Source organism: Enterococcus sp. 3G1_DIV0629 (assembly GCF_002141285.1).
Classification (GTDB): domain Bacteria; phylum Bacillota; class Bacilli; order Lactobacillales; family Enterococcaceae; genus Enterococcus_B; species Enterococcus_B lactis.
This window is the reverse complement of record NZ_NGLI01000001.1, coordinates 1,439,858-1,458,801: the sequence shown is the minus strand read 5'-3', so window position 1 is coordinate 1,458,801 and position 18,944 is coordinate 1,439,858. Positions and strand designations below refer to the sequence as shown.

13 protein-coding genes and 1 rRNA gene are annotated in these 18,944 nt (G+C 39.6%); 11 read left to right on the top strand and 3 right to left on the bottom strand.

Features of this window, described 5'->3' with window-relative positions; genetic code table 11:
• Window positions 1-63: 63 nt before the first annotated feature.
• The gene (locus tag A5816_RS07345) at window positions 64-876 is read right to left on the bottom strand and encodes a Cof-type HAD-IIB family hydrolase (RefSeq protein WP_086311035.1); all 813 of its coding nucleotides are present in this window, start codon (window positions 874-876) and stop codon (window positions 64-66) included.
• Between the two features lie 292 nt (window positions 877-1,168).
• On the opposite strand from A5816_RS07345, the gene A5816_RS07340 reads away from it, so the two are divergent.
• Both A5816_RS07340 and A5816_RS07335 read left to right on the top strand, forming a co-directional pair.
• Window positions 1,169-2,605 (top strand): NCS2 family permease, encoded by a 1,437-nt coding sequence (locus A5816_RS07340; RefSeq protein ID WP_002310391.1) that lies wholly within the window; start codon window positions 1,169-1,171, stop codon window positions 2,603-2,605.
• A 169-nt stretch (window positions 2,606-2,774) separates the two neighbouring features.
• Window positions 2,775-3,971, top strand: a complete 1,197-nt coding sequence (locus A5816_RS07335) for a multidrug efflux MFS transporter (RefSeq protein ID WP_002290958.1) — start codon at window positions 2,775-2,777, stop codon at window positions 3,969-3,971.
• Between the two features lie 60 nt (window positions 3,972-4,031).
• Here A5816_RS07335 and A5816_RS07330 read toward each other — a convergent pair whose 3' ends face one another.
• Complete coding sequence (locus tag A5816_RS07330) at window positions 4,032-4,217, bottom strand: YjzD family protein (protein ID WP_002290959.1); 186 nt, start codon at window positions 4,215-4,217, stop codon at window positions 4,032-4,034.
• A 229-nt stretch (window positions 4,218-4,446) separates the two neighbouring features.
• Here A5816_RS07330 and dnaE point away from each other — a divergent pair, with 229 nt between their 5' ends.
• The 3 genes from dnaE (at window position 4,447) to pyk (ending at window position 10,746) form a co-directional block, all read left to right on the top strand.
• Window positions 4,447-7,758 (top strand): DNA polymerase III subunit alpha, encoded by a 3,312-nt coding sequence (dnaE, locus tag A5816_RS07325; protein ID WP_086311034.1) that lies wholly within the window; start codon window positions 4,447-4,449, stop codon window positions 7,756-7,758.
• Between the two features lie 167 nt (window positions 7,759-7,925).
• On the top strand, window positions 7,926-8,888 hold the full coding sequence (pfkA, locus tag A5816_RS07320; RefSeq protein WP_002310395.1) for a 6-phosphofructokinase: 963 nt from the start codon (window positions 7,926-7,928) through the stop codon (window positions 8,886-8,888).
• A 73-nt stretch (window positions 8,889-8,961) separates the two neighbouring features.
• On the top strand, window positions 8,962-10,746 hold the full coding sequence (gene pyk / locus A5816_RS07315; protein ID WP_002290965.1) for a pyruvate kinase: 1,785 nt from the start codon (window positions 8,962-8,964) through the stop codon (window positions 10,744-10,746).
• A gap of 35 nt (window positions 10,747-10,781) precedes the next feature.
• Here pyk and A5816_RS07310 read toward each other — a convergent pair whose 3' ends face one another.
• Window positions 10,782-11,684, bottom strand: a complete 903-nt coding sequence (locus A5816_RS07310; protein ID WP_002373466.1) for a LysR substrate-binding domain-containing protein — start codon at window positions 11,682-11,684, stop codon at window positions 10,782-10,784.
• Between the two features lie 185 nt (window positions 11,685-11,869).
• Between A5816_RS07310 and A5816_RS07305 the strand changes: the two genes are divergently transcribed.
• The 6 genes from A5816_RS07305 to A5816_RS07280 all read left to right on the top strand — a co-directional run bounded on the left by A5816_RS07305 (window position 11,870) and on the right by A5816_RS07280 (window position 18,895).
• The gene (locus A5816_RS07305; protein WP_002290967.1) at window positions 11,870-12,439 is read left to right on the top strand and encodes a DUF177 domain-containing protein; all 570 of its coding nucleotides are present in this window, start codon (window positions 11,870-11,872) and stop codon (window positions 12,437-12,439) included.
• A gap of 57 nt (window positions 12,440-12,496) precedes the next feature.
• The gene (rpmF, locus tag A5816_RS07300) at window positions 12,497-12,676 is read left to right on the top strand and encodes a 50S ribosomal protein L32 (RefSeq protein ID WP_002290970.1); all 180 of its coding nucleotides are present in this window, start codon (window positions 12,497-12,499) and stop codon (window positions 12,674-12,676) included.
• 169 nt (window positions 12,677-12,845) lie between these two features.
• Window positions 12,846-14,267: an NADP-dependent phosphogluconate dehydrogenase gene (gndA, locus tag A5816_RS07295; RefSeq protein ID WP_002290971.1), complete on the top strand. Its 1,422-nt coding sequence runs from the start codon at window positions 12,846-12,848 to the stop codon at window positions 14,265-14,267.
• Between the two features lie 191 nt (window positions 14,268-14,458).
• Window positions 14,459-15,145, top strand: a complete 687-nt coding sequence (locus tag A5816_RS07290; protein ID WP_002290973.1) for a response regulator transcription factor — start codon at window positions 14,459-14,461, stop codon at window positions 15,143-15,145.
• On the top strand, window positions 15,142-16,647 hold the full coding sequence (locus tag A5816_RS07285) for a HAMP domain-containing histidine kinase (protein WP_002310397.1): 1,506 nt from the start codon (window positions 15,142-15,144) through the stop codon (window positions 16,645-16,647). Before A5816_RS07290 ends, A5816_RS07285 begins: the two co-directional genes overlap by 4 nt.
• A gap of 687 nt (window positions 16,648-17,334) precedes the next feature.
• A 16S ribosomal RNA gene (locus A5816_RS07280) occupies window positions 17,335-18,895 on the top strand.
• Window positions 18,896-18,944 lie beyond the last annotated feature (49 nt).

Here is an 18,944-nt window from a genome sequence, read left to right as displayed (position 1 = left end):
TTACTCGGCAAAAAAGGTTGTGACAAAAATTGTCACAACCTTTTTTTTGTGGAATCTAATTCTCTATTGTAGTTTAAGTAATTTTTCCAGGTAAACAGCTAAACCGTCTTCTTGATTACTCAAAGGAGTGACATCATTTGCGATGCCTTTGAGCTGATCAGTACCATTAGCCATAGCCACTCCCCAGCCTGCATAATCCAGCAGTTCCAAATCATTATGCTCATCACCAAAAGCAATCACGTCTTGTTGATCGATAGATAAGTAGTTAGCAATCTCTTGCACACCTTTTGCTTTTTGGATTCCTTTTGAAACAATCTCTAAGATCGCCGTGGGACCGCCCCATGTACGAACATCCACATAACTGCCAAATTGACGTGTTAATTCAGCAGATACAGTTTCTGCAAAACGCTTGTCTGTTCGGACAAGCAAAGATGTAGGATTTGTCGTTAGATTTTTAGGAGAAAGCAAGTTTTTTTCTCCAGGACGTGAAGAAGCAAAAATTTTTTCATCAAAGAAGTCAAAGCTGTCGATAAAAAAAGTATCCCGATTTTCAGCAGCGATAAAGTCTAGATTCAACTGTTTTTTTTGCGATAAGATTTCAAAAGCAATTTCACGATTAATCAACGTTTCTCTTTCGCCATCCCAATGTTGATTAGGGATATGCACCAATGCGCCGTTAAAATTAACCATCGGTGTTGTTAACTCTAATTGTTGGTAAAATTGATGGCTCATTCGAAATGGGCGTCCAGTAGCGATACTGACATGATGACCAGCATTGATTGCTTTTTTCAGGGTTTCTTTTGTTTTAGAGGTAATCATCGAATCTTGATTGAGGGTCGTTCCGTCCAGATCGATGGCAATTAATTTTTTATTCAATAAAGGTCCTTCCTTCCTCAACTAGCATTTGTTTTAGTCTAGCATATTTTAGGTAATTAACAAGAGCAATCAGTTATTCCTAACAAAAAATACAGTTATGGCTATGTAAATGAATGAATACGAGCTAAACACGAACATTAAGTATTGTTTTCGGTTTTTTTGTTAAAAAAACGTTGAAAAACGAATGAAACGCCTATATAATTTGAAATTGTTCGATGGATTTGCCATATTTTGCATATTTTTTATTATTATAGTTTTCCATCAGAAAAAAATTCAGGGAGTGGAACTTTTTATGGAAAAGTTTTTCGGTTTAAAGAAAAACAATACAAATGTATCAACTGAAATAATGGCGGGAGTAACGACATTCTTTGCCATGAGTTATATCTTATTCGTAAATCCGACGATTTTATCAGCATCAGGTATGCCGTTCCAAGCAGTATTTCTAGCCACAATCATTGCATCAATCATTGGTACGCTAGTCATGGGATTGTTCGCGAATGTACCATATGCTCAGGCACCTGGTATGGGATTGAACGCATTTTTCACTTTTACGGTCGTTTTCGGGCTTGGCTATTCTTGGCAACAAGCCTTGGCAATGGTTTTTATTTGCGGATTAATCAATATTTTTATTACTGTTACAAATATCCGAAAGATGATCATTCGGGCGATTCCTGAAAGTCTTCAACATGCGATTGGTGGCGGGATCGGTATTTTCGTTGCGTATGTCGGGATCAAAAATGCAGGATTCTTATCTTTTTCAGCAGACCAATCTGCTATTTCGAGTTCTGTCGTTGAAGGTGGAAAAGCAACAAATGTTACGATAAATGGCGGAATCGTTCCCGCGTTAGCCAACTTTGACAACGCACCTATCTTGTTAGCCGTGATTGGTCTGGTACTGACAGCCATTTTAGTTGTAAAAAATGTCCGTGGTGCTATTCTTATCGGTATCGTAGCGACCACAGTCCTTGGGATTTTTATGGGTGTTGTTGATTTAAGTTCCATTGATTGGCAAACGAATTCGTTAGGCAATTCATTTAAAGAATTAGGAACAACGTTCGGTGCAGCATTTGGTTCTGAAGGAATGCAATCTTTATTCAGTGATTCTTCCAAGATCCCTCAAGTATTGATGACGATCATCGCATTCAGTTTATCTGATACATTTGATACGATCGGAACATTTATCGGTACAGGACGCCGCACAGGTATTTTCTCAAAAGAGGACGAGATCGCATTGGAAGATGGTCGCGGGTTCAAAACAAAAATGGATAAAGCGCTATTTGCCGATGCAATCGCTACTTCCGTAGGTGCTATCTTTGGTACATCAAATACAACAACTTATGTCGAATCTGCAGCTGGAATCGGAGCCGGTGGACGTACTGGTTTGACTTCAGTAGTAGTGGCAGTGCTATTCGCATTAAGTAGTCTGTTCTCCCCGCTGATCGCCATTGTACCAAATCAAGCAACTGCGCCAGCACTGATTTTGGTCGGAGTAATGATGATGGCTTCTTTTGCAGACATCAAATGGCTAGATATGGAAGAAGCTTTACCAGCCTTCTTTGCATCGATCTTTATGGGATTGTGCTATAGCATTTCCTATGGGATTGCAGCAGGATTTATTTTCTATACAATTGTCAAAGTAATCAAAGGAAAATTCAATGAAGTTTCTGTTGCTTTGTGGATTGTTGATATTTTATTCATCATCAACTTCATCATTCTAGCAACGATTTAAATAAAGAGAAGGGATTGGAACAGCATTTGTTCTGGTCTCTTTTTGTTTTACATAAAAAGAACGTTACATATAAAATGATTTTTGCGGGATTTTTCTCTTTTTACTAGCGAGATCGTTGCTTGTTTATTCGAAAATAGGTATGATAAAAGAGACGAAAGAGGGATGATAGATGGAGATTAATTGGAGAAAAAATTTAGTGATTGCGTGGATTGGCTGTTTTTTCACTGGTGCAAGTATTAGTTTAGTTATGCCATTCATACCAGTTTATGTTGAGCAACTAGGAACACCAAAAGATCAAATCGAATTGTTTTCGGGACTAGCAATCTCTGTTACTGCTTTTGCATCTGCCGTGGTTGCACCAATCTGGGGAAATCTAGCTGATCGAAAAGGCCGAAAACTAATGATGATCCGTGCAGCAGCTGGGATGACGTTGACGATGGGTTCTTTAGCTTTTGTACCGAACGCGTATTGGCTTTTGATCATGCGTTTTTGGAACGGGATCTTGTCTGGGTATATTCCAAATGCAACAGCAATGATCGCTTCACAAGCGCCTAGAGAAAAGAGCGGATGGGCATTAGGAACATTATCCACCGGAGCGATTGCGGGGAATCTAATCGGACCTTCAATGGGCGGTGCATTGGCTCAGTGGTTTGGTATGGAAAATGTATTCTTGATCACAGGGGCTTTGTTGATGATCACAACGGTGCTGACCATCTTCTTAGTCAAAGAAGATTTCCATCCAATCGAGAAAAAAGATCTGATAAGCACCAAAGAAATTTTTTCAAAAATGGATCATCTCTCTATTTTGATTGGTCTCTTCATCACGACCTTGATTTTACAGATAGGGATCACTACGATCAGCCCTATTTTGACCTTATATATTCGTGAATTAAGCGGAAGTACAGAAAATATCCTGTTTGTCAGCGGCTTGATTGTTTCGATAGCTGGTGTTTCCGCAGTCTTTTCTTCACCAAAACTAGGAAAACTAGGGGATAAGATTGGGAATCAAAAAGTTTTAATTGGAGGACTCATCTTATCATTTTGCTGTTATTTGCCCATGGCGTTTGTCACGACACCACTCCAATTAGGTATACTTCGTTTTATTTTAGGCTTTTCAACTGGTGCTCTGATGCCTTCTGTCAATACACTGATCAGTAAGATCACGCCACAAGAAGGGGTCAGCCGAATCTATAGCTATAATCAGATGTTCAGTAACTTTGGACAGGTTCTAGGACCCATGCTGGGGTCGACAGTTGCGCATGCTTATAATTACAGTGCTGTTTTTATTGTGACAAGTTTATTCGTCCTGTCAAATATTCTTCTTTCTCTATTCAATTTTCGTAAAGTTCTTCGCAGTAGATTATAATAGTGGTGATAATTGAAAATAAAAAAGAGCTTGAGATATCTCAAGCTCTTGGCTGGTTTTTTACGAATGGGCAGAGGTTTCTTTTCTTGGCGCAACTGCACCAATCAAAAGGATAATGACACCCGCAATTAATGAAATGATTGTTGTCAAAGTAAAATCATATGTTCCGCTTGTTAATGCAGCACCAATATAACCGACTACTTGACCTAGAACGACAGCCCAGAATAATGTAACGATATATCGCATAAAGAACACCTCTTTTCTATCTTAATTTTACCAGATTTTCTTTGAATGTAAAGAAACGAGACTAAATCTCAATAAAATTCGAGTTCTTGTGAAAGAACTCATTCCTACAGACTAGAAGCAAGCAAATGAAGTAGAACAATGAACTTCAGCACTTGTTATTTAATGAAAGTAAAAGGATCAGACCTTTTAACGCTAGTGAATTTTAACGAAAAAAAAGGCGGAATGCAAGATGTTTTTCCCACAACTTTATACAATTACTTCTTATTCTCTTTTACAAAGTACGATCCGTATTCGAGAATATGTACAAGAAGCAAAAAAACAAGGCTACACTTCATTAGCCATAACGGATAAAGATGTCTTATACGGTGCACCTGAATTCTATCGTATTTGTGTAGAAGAAGGAATACAGCCAATCATTGGATTACATCTTAGTTATACTTATGAAGAAAAAAATTATGGTTTGCTTGCGTACGCAAAAGATGAGACAGGTTATCAGCAGCTGATGAAACTTTCCAGTCGAAAAATGATCCAAGAAAAAATGGCACTTGATGATATGATAGAAACCGACCATCTAGTGTTTGTCGTTCCGGCAAATCATTCTGTTTCTGAGGCTTTCAATAAAGAGGAACATTTTTTCAGTCATTGGCAGTTTTTGCTTGAAAATGTTTTTACTAATGATTTTTATATCGGCTTGTCAGAAAACACGCCTGATCAATTGCCTGAATGGTATCAGTATGTGACAAAAGAAGATTATCCGCTTTGTGCATTGCATCCAATCGCTAGTTTACAGCAAGAAGACCTTTTTGCGCTTGAAGTGATGAAGCATATCAAAGAGGGAAGTCAGATGCCTTTAGAAAGTTTATCTGCACCTTTACCACCAGCAAATGGTTACTTGCTTTCAGAACAAGAAATGATCAAACGATTCGAAGAAGCAGGTCTTTCAAAAGCTGTAATAGGTGCTCAGCGCTTGGCCGAATCGATTTCATTTGAATTTCAGTTTCATCAGAAATTACTCCCGCATTATCCCGTCCCTCAAGAAAAACAAGCTGGAGAATATTTAAGAGAGCTATGCTACTCGCAAGTGGAACATCGGATCGTTGATTATACAAAGGAGTACCGAGAACGTTTGGACTATGAGTTATCTGTCATCCATCAAATGGGATTCGATGATTATTTCCTGATCGTATGGGATGTAATGGCTTTTGCTCATAGAAATAAAATCGTTACCGGTGCAGGCCGTGGTTCTGCTGCTGGTTCATTAGTAGCCTATGTGTTAGAAATCACAGATGTGGATCCATTAGAGTATGACTTGCTATTCGAACGATTTTTAAATCCTGAACGTTTTACGATGCCGGATATTGATTTGGATATTCCTGACAACCGACGTGAGGAAGTATTGAATTATGTTCGAGAAAAGTATGGACAATATCACATGGCGCAAATCGCGACATTTGGTACAATGGCTGCAAAAATGGTTCTTAGAGATGCGGCTAGAGTGTTTGGTCTGTCACAAAGTGAAGCAAACCGCTGGTCAAAAGCAATACCAAACCAGCTGAAAATCACATTGACCCAAGCCTACAAAACATCGCGTCAACTAGTAGAATTAGTTCAGGCAAGCGAAAAAAACCAACTTTTATTCAAAACCGCAGTGATTTTAGAAGGATTGCCAAGACACGTTTCGACTCACGCAGCAGGGGTAGTTATCAGCGATAGAAATCTACTTGAATTAGTACCGCTCCAACGCGGTTCTGATGAAGCTTTTCTGACCCAATATACGATGAATGAGGTAGAAGCCATCGGTCTTTTGAAAATGGACTTTCTAGGACTACGCAATTTATCGATTATTGATTTTACTTTAAAGGCTGTTAAGCGAGTAGAAGGGCAGGAAATCCGATTAAAAGAGATTCCATTAAATGATGCAAAAACGCTACTCTTATTTCAACGAGGCGAAACTTCAGGAGTATTTCAATTTGAATCTGCTGGTATTCGAAACGTTTTACGAAGATTAGGACCAGAAAACATCGAAGATATTGCCGCAGTCAATGCGTTGTATCGTCCAGGTCCTATGCAAAATATCGACACCTTCATTGCCAGAAAAAAAGGAAAAGAAGCCATTCGCTACCCCGATGATTCACTGATCCCGATTTTGAAAAACACATACGGGGTGATTGTCTATCAGGAACAAATCATGCAGATCGCCTCGACTATGGCTGGATTTACATTAGGACAGTCAGATATTTTGAGGCGGGCAGTTAGTAAAAAGAAAAAAGACGTATTAGATGAAGAAAAGTCGCATTTTGTATCAGGAGCATTACAACAAGGATATTCGGAAAAAACAGCAGTGACTGTATATGAATATATTGAAAAATTTGCAAACTATGGATTCAATCGGTCGCATGCATTTGCTTATTCCTTCGTGGGATTCCAAATGGCATATCTAAAGGCTCATCATCCAGGGGCTTTCTTCACTAGTCTAATGAATTCTGTTCGGCATAACACAACGAAATTGAAAGAATATATTGCAGAAGCACGTAAAAATAAACTCAAACTTTCTTCACCATCCATCAATCAAAGCAATTATAGTTTTGAGTTGGTCAATAAGGAAGAGATCAGATTCGGGCTGACAGCGATAAAAGGCATCCGACGTGATTTTGTAGAAGATGTATTGAATGAAAGAAAACAAAATGGCCCGTTCAAGTCAGTAGATCAATTCCTCATACGGATCGATAAGCGGTGGCTGAAATTAGAGTTACTGCAATCACTGACAGCAGTAGGCGTTTTTGATGAATTATCTCCTAACAGGAAACAATTGATGCTTGATCTCGAAGGGAAAATCCAAAATATCGTTTACAGTGGTGGCAGTCTAGATTTGCTAGGAATCATGGCATTAAAAGAAGAAGAAGTTGCTGACTATACACTAGAAGAACGACTGAAGCTGGAAGAGGAATACTTAGGTGTTTATTTGTCAGGGCATCCTGCAGAAGGGTTTGACCGGCTTCGTTTAGCTAAACAGGTTCAGCTGATTACAGATATCGTTCCTAATCAACCAGTCAATTTACTATTGATGATAAAGGAAGTTAGAGAGATTCGGACAAAAAAAGGCGAACTGATGGCCTTCGTGGAAGGAACCGATAGTAGCGGAGAAATTTCTGTCACGGTTTTTCCAACTCTTTATCGAAAATATCGTAACCTGTTTGCAGTTGATCAAGTGATCTTTGTTCAAGGGCGTAGCGAAATCAGCAAATATAACCAGGAACTACAATTGATTGGAGAAAGCTTTGCTGATCCTCGTCAATTAGAAACACAGTATCCTTCACAAACGTGCTATTTACGTATTACAGAAGAACGGGAAGACCCTGAGATAATGAAACAATTACAAGGGATTTTTCAGAAACACCCAGGATATATTCCAGTAATTATGTACCACGAAAAAACACAACGAAAAGTTGTTCTGTCAGATGCTTATTGGGTGGATGACAGCAAGAGTATAAAGGGGCAACTTGTTTCTCTACTTGGCGAAGATAATGTGGTTTTCAAATAACTTACGGTAAAAAATACTACTTGCTTTCATTTTTTTTCATTTTTTTATCCGTAAATCAAGACAAGCGAGAAAAATAATGTTAGAATGTTAGTCGTGGTTAACGCAAAAATGGTTGTAAACCTAAGTTATACTTAGGATAAAGTATTTTAATGAGGTGAATGTTTATTATGAAACGCATCGGAATTTTGACCAGTGGCGGAGACGCACCTGGAATGAATGCAGCTGTTCGTGCCGTTGTTCGTAAAGGTATTTACGAAGGACTGGAAGTATACGGGATCAATTATGGGTTTGCCGGTTTAGTTGCTGGAGATATTCGTCGTCTTGATGTGGCAGATGTAGGTGACAAGATCCAACGTGGTGGTACATTCTTGTATTCTGCACGTTATCCAGAATTTGCAACTGAAGAAGGTCAATTAAAAGGAATCGAACAATTGAAAAAATTCGGGATCGAAGGTCTAGTGGTTATCGGAGGAGACGGTTCTTATCATGGCGCAATGGCTTTGACAAAACGTGGATTCCCAGCAGTAGGTATTCCTGGAACAATCGATAATGATATTCCTGGTACTGACTTCACGATCGGTTTTGATACAGCAATCAATACAGTGCTAGAATCAATTGACCGTATTCGTGACACAGCGACTTCTCATGTTCGTACATTCGTTATCGAAGTAATGGGACGCAATGCAGGTGACATCGCTTTATGGTCAGGTGTAGCTGGCGGAGCAGATGAAATCATCATCCCAGAACATGATTTTGATATGGCTTCAGTTGCTAAAAAAATCCAAGAAGGCCGTGATCGTGGGAAGAAACATTGCTTGATCATCTTGGCTGAAGGTGTAATGGGCGGAAATGAATTCGCTGAAAAACTTTCAGAATTTGGCGACTATCATACACGTGTATCTATCTTGGGACACGTTGTCCGTGGTGGAGCACCAAGCGCACGCGACCGCGTCTTAGCAAGTAAATTCGGTGCTTACGCTGTCGAATTGCTTCAAGAAGGAAAAGGTGGATTATGTGTCGGTATCCATGACAACGAAATCGTTGCAGCTGACATCATTGATACACTAGAAAACAACAAGCATAAACCAGACTTATCATTATATGATCTAAATAATTCACTTTCATTTTAAGAGTGAAAGAAACCAAGCTATTTAAGCTGTGTACAGCTTTAAATAAACAAAATTGAATGGGAGAGTTTTTTAAATGAAAAAAACCAAAATCGTTAGTACATTAGGACCAGCAAGTAACTCAGTAGAAATTATTTCTCAATTGATTGAATCTGGGGCAAATGTCTTCCGCTTTAACTTTTCTCATGGTGACCATGAAGAACAATTATCACGTATGACTATGGTCCGTGAAGCAGTTAAAAAGACAGGAAAAGATGTCGGTATTCTTTTAGATACAAAAGGAGCTGAAATCCGTACAACTGTTCAAGGCACAACAGAAGCTGATTTTGGTCGTGCAGGATACATCAAATTTGAAGTAGGAGATCAAACACGCATCTCTATGGATCCTGAACATGTAGGTTCAAAAGAAAAAATCGCGGTTACTTACCCAGGATTATTTGACGATGTTCACGTAGGCGGACACGTTTTATTCGATGATGGCTTGATCGACATGGAAATCATTGAAAAAGACGAAGCAAACCGTGAATTAGTCGTAGAAGTTAAAAATGCAGGTATGCTAGGATCACGTAAAGGGGTAAATGCACCAGGCGTTTCTATCAGTTTGCCAGGTATTACTCCAAAAGATGCTGACGATATTCGTTTTGGTTTAGACAACGATATCGACTTTATCGCTGCAAGTTTTGTACGTAAAGCACAAGACGTTCTAGATATTCGCGAAATTTTAGAAGAAAAAGACATGACTCATGTTCAAATCTTCCCTAAAATCGAATCTCAAGAAGGTATCGACAACATTGACGAAATCATCAAAGTTTCTGACGGTGTTATGATTGCCCGTGGAGATATGGGTGTGGAAATCCCAGCTGAACTAGTACCAATGGTTCAAAAACGTATCATCAAAAAATGTAACGCTGCTGGTATCCCAGTTATCACTGCTACACAAATGTTAGAATCAATGCAAGAAAACCCACGTCCAACACGTGCGGAAGCTTCTGACGTTGCCAATGCTGTATTTGACGGAACAGATGCAACAATGTTATCTGGTGAATCTGCAAACGGAGACTACCCAGTTGAAGCTGTTTCAACAATGGCACGTATCGACCAAGAAGCTGAAAATGCATTATCAGAATTAGGTACATTCCAATTGAACGAATTCGATAAAACAGATGTAACTGAAACAATCGGTTTATCTGTGGCTCGTGCTGCAAAAAATCTAGGCGTCAAAACAATCGTTGCTGCAACTGAATCAGGCTACACTGCAAAAATGATTTCAAAATATCGCCCAGATGCAGATATCTTGGCTGTTACTTTTGACGAACGCACAAAACGTGGTTTGATGTTAAACTGGGGTGTTTACCCAACAGTTGCTGAAAAACCATCAACAACTGATGAAATGTTTGAACTAGCAGCTAAAAAAGCTGTTGAATTAGGTTTCGCATCAGAAGGCGATTTAATCTTGATCACTGCTGGTGTACCAGTTGGCGAACGCGGAACAACTAACGTGATGAAAATTCAAATGATTGGTTCTAAATTATTAGAAGCTCAAGGCGTTGGACAAAAATCTGTCGTTGCAAATGCAGTTATTGCTTCATCTGCTGAAGAAGCTGTAAAAAAAGCAAAAGACGGAATGGTTCTAGTTGTACCATCAACTGACAAAGAATACATGCCTGCAATCGAAAAAGCAGCTGCTGTTATCGTTGAAGAAGGCGGATTGACTTCTCACGCTGCAGTTGTAGGAATTGCACAAGATATTCCTGTAATCGTTGGTGCTAAAGGCGCAACAACAACAATTACTGATGGCGAATTGATTACTGTTGATTCACGTCGCGGCATCGTTTACCGTGGCGAAACAACAGCTATCTAATTTAAGCTTAATACAAAATAAAAACAGCTCTTCATTTATGAAGAGCTGTTTTTTTGTGCTGTAACGAATTCATGGATGACTTGGACTACTTGTTCTTGAAGCGGTGTGACAAGCTGTTGTGTTCGTTTTGCCAATGAAATCAAGAAGCGAGGCTGAACTTCGTCTGAAAGTGGGAGGCAAACTAAATGATCTTCAGGATGGACAGCAATCTCTGCCAAAAAACCGATACCAACATTTTCACGGATCATACTCTTTAAAATCGTCAAATCATTGCTTTGATAAACAACTTTTGGTTGAGTATGTGTTTGTTTAGAAAGTTTAGTGAATGCTGCTGGGTGGACATAATGTTCGTTCAATAACACAAACTGTTCATCTGATATATCTTTGAAAGAGACCGCCTTCTGCTGGGCAAGAGGGTGAGTAGGCGGAACGACGATCATGAAACGTTTATCCAAAAGTAATTCTGTTTCTAAATATTGATCTACGATTGGCTGTGTTGAGCCTAATACGGCTAAATCGATCCTCCCTTGACGGATCATTCCATATAAGTCCCGAGAGCCTCCATCGGTGATTTCAATCTGATTCATCAATTCATGCTTGATAAAGTAACCTGACAGTTTTGGAAAGTACTCATTGCCGATAATAGGCGGCATGCCAAAACGCAGCTTTTTCTTTTGTAACTGAGTGATTTCAGCCCTTGCAGTAGAAATCTCTTGGAGAATAGTTTGTGCATGGAGAAACAGCTGCTTTCCAGAAGGTGTGACGATTAATTCGTGATGCGAACGATCTCTTGTGATAAGTATGGCGTCAAACTCTTTTTCAAGACGTTGTAATGCATATGTAATAGTAGGTTGGCTCACACGGAAATAATTAGCCACTTTCGTAAAGTTTTTTTGTTTGACGATTTGGACATAGTATTCAATATCTTTCGTGTTCATAAAGATCATCCGCTCCTTTGATAGAATAATGATTATTGTAAATGATTCTGAAGATGATAGCAAACAGAGGCTTTCTGTTAAAGATATTTCTGTTTTTTTATGAACTGCAAGGTGTCAAGAAAATTTCATTGACAACATGGTTTTTGCCCTGTATAATTGCTTTTGTTGCTTAGGAGTGATGAAAAATGAAATGGTCTTTATTGGAATTGAGAAAATACCAGGAGACACCGTTAACTTTTCATGAGACGCTCGACTTGAAAGCCGCTCTCATGAAGCGAGACAATTTAATACTTGATGTTGCGCCAGTGGAAGTCGAAGGTTTGGTCTCAGTTGATAAGAAAGGCTATATCGTTCATTACACTGTGCAGACGACTTTGACAGTTCCTTCAACACGTTCGCTAGAACCTGTTGAACTGCCGATGGATTTTTCTGTAGACGAAGTATTCATGACAGAAGAACAATTCCAAAGCAGAGATGAGCAAATGTCTGCAGATGAGATTTTGCTGATTGAAGGTCCGTTATTGAATTTAGCAGAGTCAATTGAAGACAACATCTTATTGGCGATTCCGATGCGGGTATTGACAAAAGAAGAGGAAGCAGCAACAGAACTTCCAAAAGGCAATGATTGGGAAGTTGTTTCCGAAGAAGAATACCAACGCAGAAAAATGGAAGAAGCCGAGAATAAAATTGATCCTCGTCTTGCAAAACTATCTGAACTTTTTGATTCTGAATCAAAAAACGACGATAACAAGTAAGATTGGAATATATTGTATCTATTATAGGTGCAAGACTTTACAAGGAGGTGTAGCAAAATGGCAGTACCAGCTAGAAGAACATCAAAAGCTAAAAAAGCAAAACGTCGTACACACTACAAGTTGACAATCAAAGGATTAAACGAATGTCCAAACTGTGGTGAAATGAAAAAAAGCCATCACGTATGTGCAAATTGTGGTTACTATGATGGTAAGGACGTAATGTCAAAAGAAGCTTAATACATTTTAATTAGAAAATGTAAAACCTCAAGGCTAACCATGGAGCCTTGAGGTTTATTTTTTTATAAGCGGTAAATAAAAAATATGTTGTTCTTTAGTTTGCAATGTAGCCGTGTTAAGCTATAATGTAAGAGATTAGGGAGAAATCCCGTATGTAGGAGGAGTTCATATGTCAAAACAACAAATCGGCGTTGTCGGTATGGCCGTTATGGGTAAAAATCTAGCCTTGAATATAGAAAGCCGCGGCTATTCAGTGGCCTTATTCAACCGTACAGGGGCTAAAACAACCGCTGTAGTAGAAGAACACCCAGATAAAAATTTCAAAGCAACGTACACAATCGAAGAATTTGTAGAATCAATCGAAAAACCACGTCGGATTCTTCTGATGGTCAAAGCAGGACCGGCAACAGATGCAACAATCCAAGAGTTGCTTCCTCACCTTGATAAAGGCGATATTCTGATTGACGGAGGAAATACATTCTTTAAAGATACGATGCGTCGTAATGAAGAATTAGCCAACTCTGGTATTAACTTTATCGGTACAGGCGTTTCCGGTGGTGAAGAAGGAGCTTTAAAAGGACCTTCAATCATGCCTGGTGGACAAAAAGAAGCGTATGAGCTAGTTGCACCAATCTTAGAGCAAATTTCTGCAAAAGCAGAAGACGGAGCACCATGTGTTACCTATATTGGCCCAAACGGAGCCGGACACTATGTGAAAATGGTACACAACGGTATTGAGTATGGAGATATGCAACTGATTGCTGAATCTTATGACTTGATGAAGAATATTTTAGACCTTTCAGTAGAAGAAATGGCTGATATCTTTAAAGAATGGAATCAAGGCGAATTAGACAGCTACCTGATCGAAATCACAGCTGACATCCTGACTCGAAAAGACGATGAAGGAACAGGTAAACCAGTCGTAGATGTGATCCTTGATGCAGCTGGAAATAAAGGAACAGGTAAATGGACAAGCCAAAGTGCGCTTGACTTAGGCGTGCCACTTCCATTGATTACTGAATCTGTATTTGCCCGTTACATTTCTGCTTATAAAGAAGAACGCGTACAAGCAAGTAAAATTTTGTCTCGTACGAACGATTTTGAGTTCACAGGAGACAAAAAAGAATTGGTCGAAAAAATCCGAGAAGCGTTGTATTTCAGTAAAATCATGAGTTATGCTCAAGGATTTGCTCAATTACGTGTCGCTTCAAAAGAATTTGATTGGGATTTGCCATTTGGCGAAATCGCAAAAATTTGGCGTGCTGGATGTATCATCAGAGCTCGATTCTTGCAAAAAATCACGGATGCTTATGACAAAAATCCTGAGATCGAAAATTTATTGCTAGATGATTATTTCGTTGAAATCACGAAAAAATATCAGCAATCAGTCCGAGACGTCGTTGCCTTGGCTGTCCAAGCTGGCGTACCTGTACCAACTTTCTCATCAGCCATCGCTTACTTCGATTCATACAGAGCAGAACGTCTGCCTGCAAATATAATCCAAGCCCAACGCGATTACTTTGGCGCACACACATATGAACGTGTCGACAAAGAAGGAATCTTCCATTACTCATGGTACCATGAAGAATAATAGTCTTTCGGCTGTTAGGAAATGAGAAAATAAAAAGAGGACGAAAGAGCTGAAGTCAATTGTTATGAGTAGACTTCAGCTCTTTTTTAAAACTGCTATTCATGATAAAATGACTATAGATTTTTAAGCAGATTATCGGTATAATGATAGAGTTTTTAAAAAGCCAGTAGATAGAAAGGATAAAATAATAAATGAGTAATATTCTAATCATTGAAGATGAAAAGAACTTAGCTCGATTTGTCGAGCTAGAGTTGAAGCATGAAGGGTATAACGCAGAAGTCCATTACAACGGTCGTACTGGTTTAGATGCGGCATTAAATAATGAGTGGGATGCCATATTATTGGACCTGATGCTTCCAGAATTGAACGGTTTAGAAGTCTGCAGACGCGTACGCCAAGTCAAAAATACACCAATTATTATGATGACTGCAAGAGATTCTGTAATCGATCGTGTATCAGGACTTGACCATGGAGCAGATGACTACATCGTCAAACCATTTGCTATCGAAGAACTATTAGCGCGTCTTCGGGCATTGTTGCGTCGAATCGATATTGAAGGTGACAAAAATGTGGCAAAACAAACCACTATTACTTATCGTGATTTGACTATCGAAAAAGAAAACCGTGTCGTACGTCGCGGAAACGAAGTAATTGAACTAACAAAAAGAGAATACGAATTGCTACTTACTTTAATGGAAAACGTGAACGTGGTATTAGCACGTGATGTTTTACTAAATAAAGTATGGGGATACGAAACGGAAGTTGAAACAAACGTAGTGGATGTATATATTCGTTATCTTCGCAATAAAATTGACGTTCCAGGGGAGGAAAGCTATATCCAAACTGTCCGCGGAACAGGTTATGTGATGCGCTCGTGATAAAGCCGAAAAAATCGGAAAAAAGAGAACTGAAAGGGCCCTCCTTGACAATCAAGTGGGCCTTTGCGAGTTCTTTCTTCATATTCGTCGTATTTACAATTTTTGCGGTCATTACCTATAAATCATCTATCAATCTGATTGTTGCAAAAGAAAGAAACAATGTAGAACGTACGATTTCAGAAGTAGCCTCTCGTTTGGCTAACTCGGATGAAGAACTGACATTAGTGAATACGTATCGTAATCTGACGAAAGCAACAAATGACGGAGATGAGGTCATAGATCATACTTCACTGGTCGAAGGAAACTTAATGAAGATTGATTCCTTCATAGCTGAGCTAGGGCAGCCTTCGATGGATCTTTATGTGTATGATTTAGATGAGAACTTGATTTTCAAAACTCACGAAAACAGTCGAAACTTGATCCAAACAACACGTAAAGTGCCAACGATTGTTACACTAGAAGGGAAAACTGGCTTTTTATCTATACAGCCTATATATTCTAAAGGTACAAGAGAAAAGATCGGTTATGCGCAAAGCTTCTATGAATTATCTTCTTTCTATGATATCCGAAATAAGCTATTATTGACTCTTATTGTTTTAGAAGTCGTTTCTTTGATTTTAAGTAGTATTTTAGGTTTCTTTTTATCTTCTTACTTCTTGAAACCACTAAAGGTACTCAGAGATACAATGGATACTATACGTAAAGATCCGCAATCAGATATCCACATGCCTGAAATCGACACGAATGATGAATTGGCAGATTTAGCTGAAATATTCAATGAGATGCTTGACCGCATGCGTTTGTATATCGAACAACAAGAGCAGTTCGTGGAAGACGTCTCTCATGAGTTAAGAACTCCTGTAGCAATCATTGAAGGGCATCTTAGTTTGCTAAATCGTTGGGGGAAAGATGATCCTGAGATATTGGAAGAATCGTTAAGCGCCAGCATGCAAGAAATCAGCCGCATGAAAAGCTTAGTTCAAGAGATGCTAGACTTATCAAGAGCAGAACAAGTAGATGTCCATTATGCAAATGAAACAACTAAAGGAAAAGAAGTCACCTATCAAGTTTATAATAATTTCAAGATATTATACCCAGACTATGTGATTACTTTAGATGATGATTTGACAAAAGAAGTGACCCTGCAAATTTATCGTAATCACTTTGAGCAATTAATCATTATCATATTGGATAACGCAGTAAAATATTCAACTACACGAAAAGAAGTCCATATCTCTATTTCTTCTACTCTGAATGAATTTGAGATTGCTATTCAGGACTTTGGTGAAGGAATACCCAAAGAAGACCTTAATAAGATCTTCAATCGTTTTTATCGTGTGGATAAAGCGAGGGCTAGAACGAAGGGCGGAAATGGTCTGGGATTGTCTATCGCAAAACAATTGGTTGAAAACTACAAAGGTCGTATCTTAGCAGAAAGCGTAGTTGGGCAAGGGACTATCTTTAGAATTTTTATTCCTATCGCAAAAACAGAAGACAAGTAAAGCATGTGCTTTGCTTGTTTTTTTATATTATCCATTAAGAAAGAAGAAGCCAAATACAAGCAGATAAGAAATTTAGGATGGTCATTATAAAGAAATCTAGCGAACAATAAAATTGAATAACATTCGTTGATTAATCGTAAATAGCTTTTAAGTGAACAAAAAACAATAAAAACACTTTAATATTCGTCTTTAAAAATAATGAAGAAAAATAGGAAATTTTCTATTGCAATTTTATAAAGAGATTGCTATATTATTATTTGTTCTAAATGATTCCTTTAAGGTGTCGCTAAAAATTATAAAAAATAGTGTTGACGCACTTTTGATATCATGTTATAATAACGAAGTCGCTTAGATGAGAAAGCTTATAAAGCTTGATTCTATCGAAAAAAACTTCAAAAAAGTTATTGACAAATAACGATCGAGATGGTATGATAATCAAGTCGCTGCTAATGAGCGATAAAGACATTTAGAAAAAATAAACAAAGAAGTTGTTGACATTCTCTTATGGATCTGATAAGATTAAAGAGTTGTTGAAACAAAAAGATTAGACCTTTGAAAACTGAACAAAGTAAGACAAACCAAATGTGTAGGGCGTCTTGATTCAATTCAAGACAACAAACATTTTTAACAAGCAAGCAATATGCTAGCAAACAAATTGAGCTTAACAATCACAAGATTGTTCGAACTTTTTATGAGAGTTTGATCCTGGCTCAGGACGAACGCTGGCGGCGTGCCTAATACATGCAAGTCGTACGCTTCTTTTTCCACCGGAGCTTGCTCCACCGGAAAAAGAGGAGTGGCGAACGGGTGAGTAACACGTGGGTAACCTGCCCATCAGAAGGGGATAACACTTGGAAACAGGTGCTAATACCGTATAACAATCGAAACCGCATGGTTTTGATTTGAAAGGCGCTTTCGGGTGTCGCTGATGGATGGACCCGCGGTGCATTAGCTAGTTGGTGAGGTAACGGCTCACCAAGGCCACGATGCATAGCCGACCTGAGAGGGTGATCGGCCACATTGGGACTGAGACACGGCCCAAACTCCTACGGGAGGCAGCAGTAGGGAATCTTCGGCAATGGACGAAAGTCTGACCGAGCAACGCCGCGTGAGTGAAGAAGGTTTTCGGATCGTAAAACTCTGTTGTTAGAGAAGAACAAGGATGAGAGTAACTGTTCATCCCTTGACGGTATCTAACCAGAAAGCCACGGCTAACTACGTGCCAGCAGCCGCGGTAATACGTAGGTGGCAAGCGTTGTCCGGATTTATTGGGCGTAAAGCGAGCGCAGGCGGTTTCTTAAGTCTGATGTGAAAGCCCCCGGCTCAACCGGGGAGGGTCATTGGAAACTGGGAGACTTGAGTGCAGAAGAGGAGAGTGGAATTCCATGTGTAGCGGTGAAATGCGTAGATATATGGAGGAACACCAGTGGCGAAGGCGGCTCTCTGGTCTGTAACTGACGCTGAGGCTCGAAAGCGTGGGGAGCAAACAGGATTAGATACCCTGGTAGTCCACGCCGTAAACGATGAGTGCTAAGTGTTGGAGGGTTTCCGCCCTTCAGTGCTGCAGCTAACGCATTAAGCACTCCGCCTGGGGAGTACGACCGCAAGGTTGAAACTCAAAGGAATTGACGGGGGCCCGCACAAGCGGTGGAGCATGTGGTTTAATTCGAAGCAACGCGAAGAACCTTACCAGGTCTTGACATCCTTTGACCACTCTAGAGATAGAGCTTCCCCTTCGGGGGCAAAGTGACAGGTGGTGCATGGTTGTCGTCAGCTCGTGTCGTGAGATGTTGGGTTAAGTCCCGCAACGAGCGCAACCCTTATTGTTAGTTGCCATCATTTAGTTGGGCACTCTAGCAAGACTGCCGGTGACAAACCGGAGGAAGGTGGGGATGACGTCAAATCATCATGCCCCTTATGACCTGGGCTACACACGTGCTACAATGGGAAGTACAACGAGTTGCGAAGTCGCGAGGCTAAGCTAATCTCTTAAAGCTTCTCTCAGTTCGGATTGCAGGCTGCAACTCGCCTGCATGAAGCCGGAATCGCTAGTAATCGCGGATCAGCACGCCGCGGTGAATACGTTCCCGGGCCTTGTACACACCGCCCGTCACACCACGAGAGTTTGTAACACCCGAAGTCGGTAAGGTAACCTTTTTGGAGCCAGCCGCCTAAGGTGGGATAGATGATTGGGGTGAAGTCGTAACAAGGTAGCCGTATCGGAAGGTGCGGCTGGATCACCTCCTTTCTAAGGAATATTACGGAGACTACACAATTTGTTTTTACTTTGTTCAGTT

Bases quoted from the DNA above. Each gene is read 5' to 3' on its own strand.
- rpmF (WP_002290970.1), top strand. From the start codon at position 12,497: ATGGCAGTACCAGCTAGAAGAACATCAAAAGCTAAAAAAGCAAAACGT.
- pfkA (WP_002310395.1), top strand. From the start codon at position 7,926: ATGAAACGCATCGGAATTTTGACCAGTGGCGGAGACGCACCTGGAATG.
- A5816_RS07290 (WP_002290973.1), top strand. From the start codon at position 14,459: ATGAGTAATATTCTAATCATTGAAGATGAAAAGAACTTAGCTCGATTT.
- A5816_RS07330 (WP_002290959.1), bottom strand. From the start codon at position 4,217: ATGCGATATATCGTTACATTATTCTGGGCTGTCGTTCTAGGTCAAGTA.
- dnaE (WP_086311034.1), top strand. From the start codon at position 4,447: ATGTTTTTCCCACAACTTTATACAATTACTTCTTATTCTCTTTTACAA.
- gndA (WP_002290971.1), top strand. From the start codon at position 12,846: ATGTCAAAACAACAAATCGGCGTTGTCGGTATGGCCGTTATGGGTAAA.
- A5816_RS07305 (WP_002290967.1), top strand. From the start codon at position 11,870: ATGAAATGGTCTTTATTGGAATTGAGAAAATACCAGGAGACACCGTTA.
- A5816_RS07310 (WP_002373466.1), bottom strand. From the start codon at position 11,684: ATGAACACGAAAGATATTGAATACTATGTCCAAATCGTCAAACAAAAA.
- A5816_RS07340 (WP_002310391.1), top strand. From the start codon at position 1,169: ATGGAAAAGTTTTTCGGTTTAAAGAAAAACAATACAAATGTATCAACT.
- A5816_RS07335 (WP_002290958.1), top strand. From the start codon at position 2,775: ATGGAGATTAATTGGAGAAAAAATTTAGTGATTGCGTGGATTGGCTGT.
- pyk (WP_002290965.1), top strand. From the start codon at position 8,962: ATGAAAAAAACCAAAATCGTTAGTACATTAGGACCAGCAAGTAACTCA.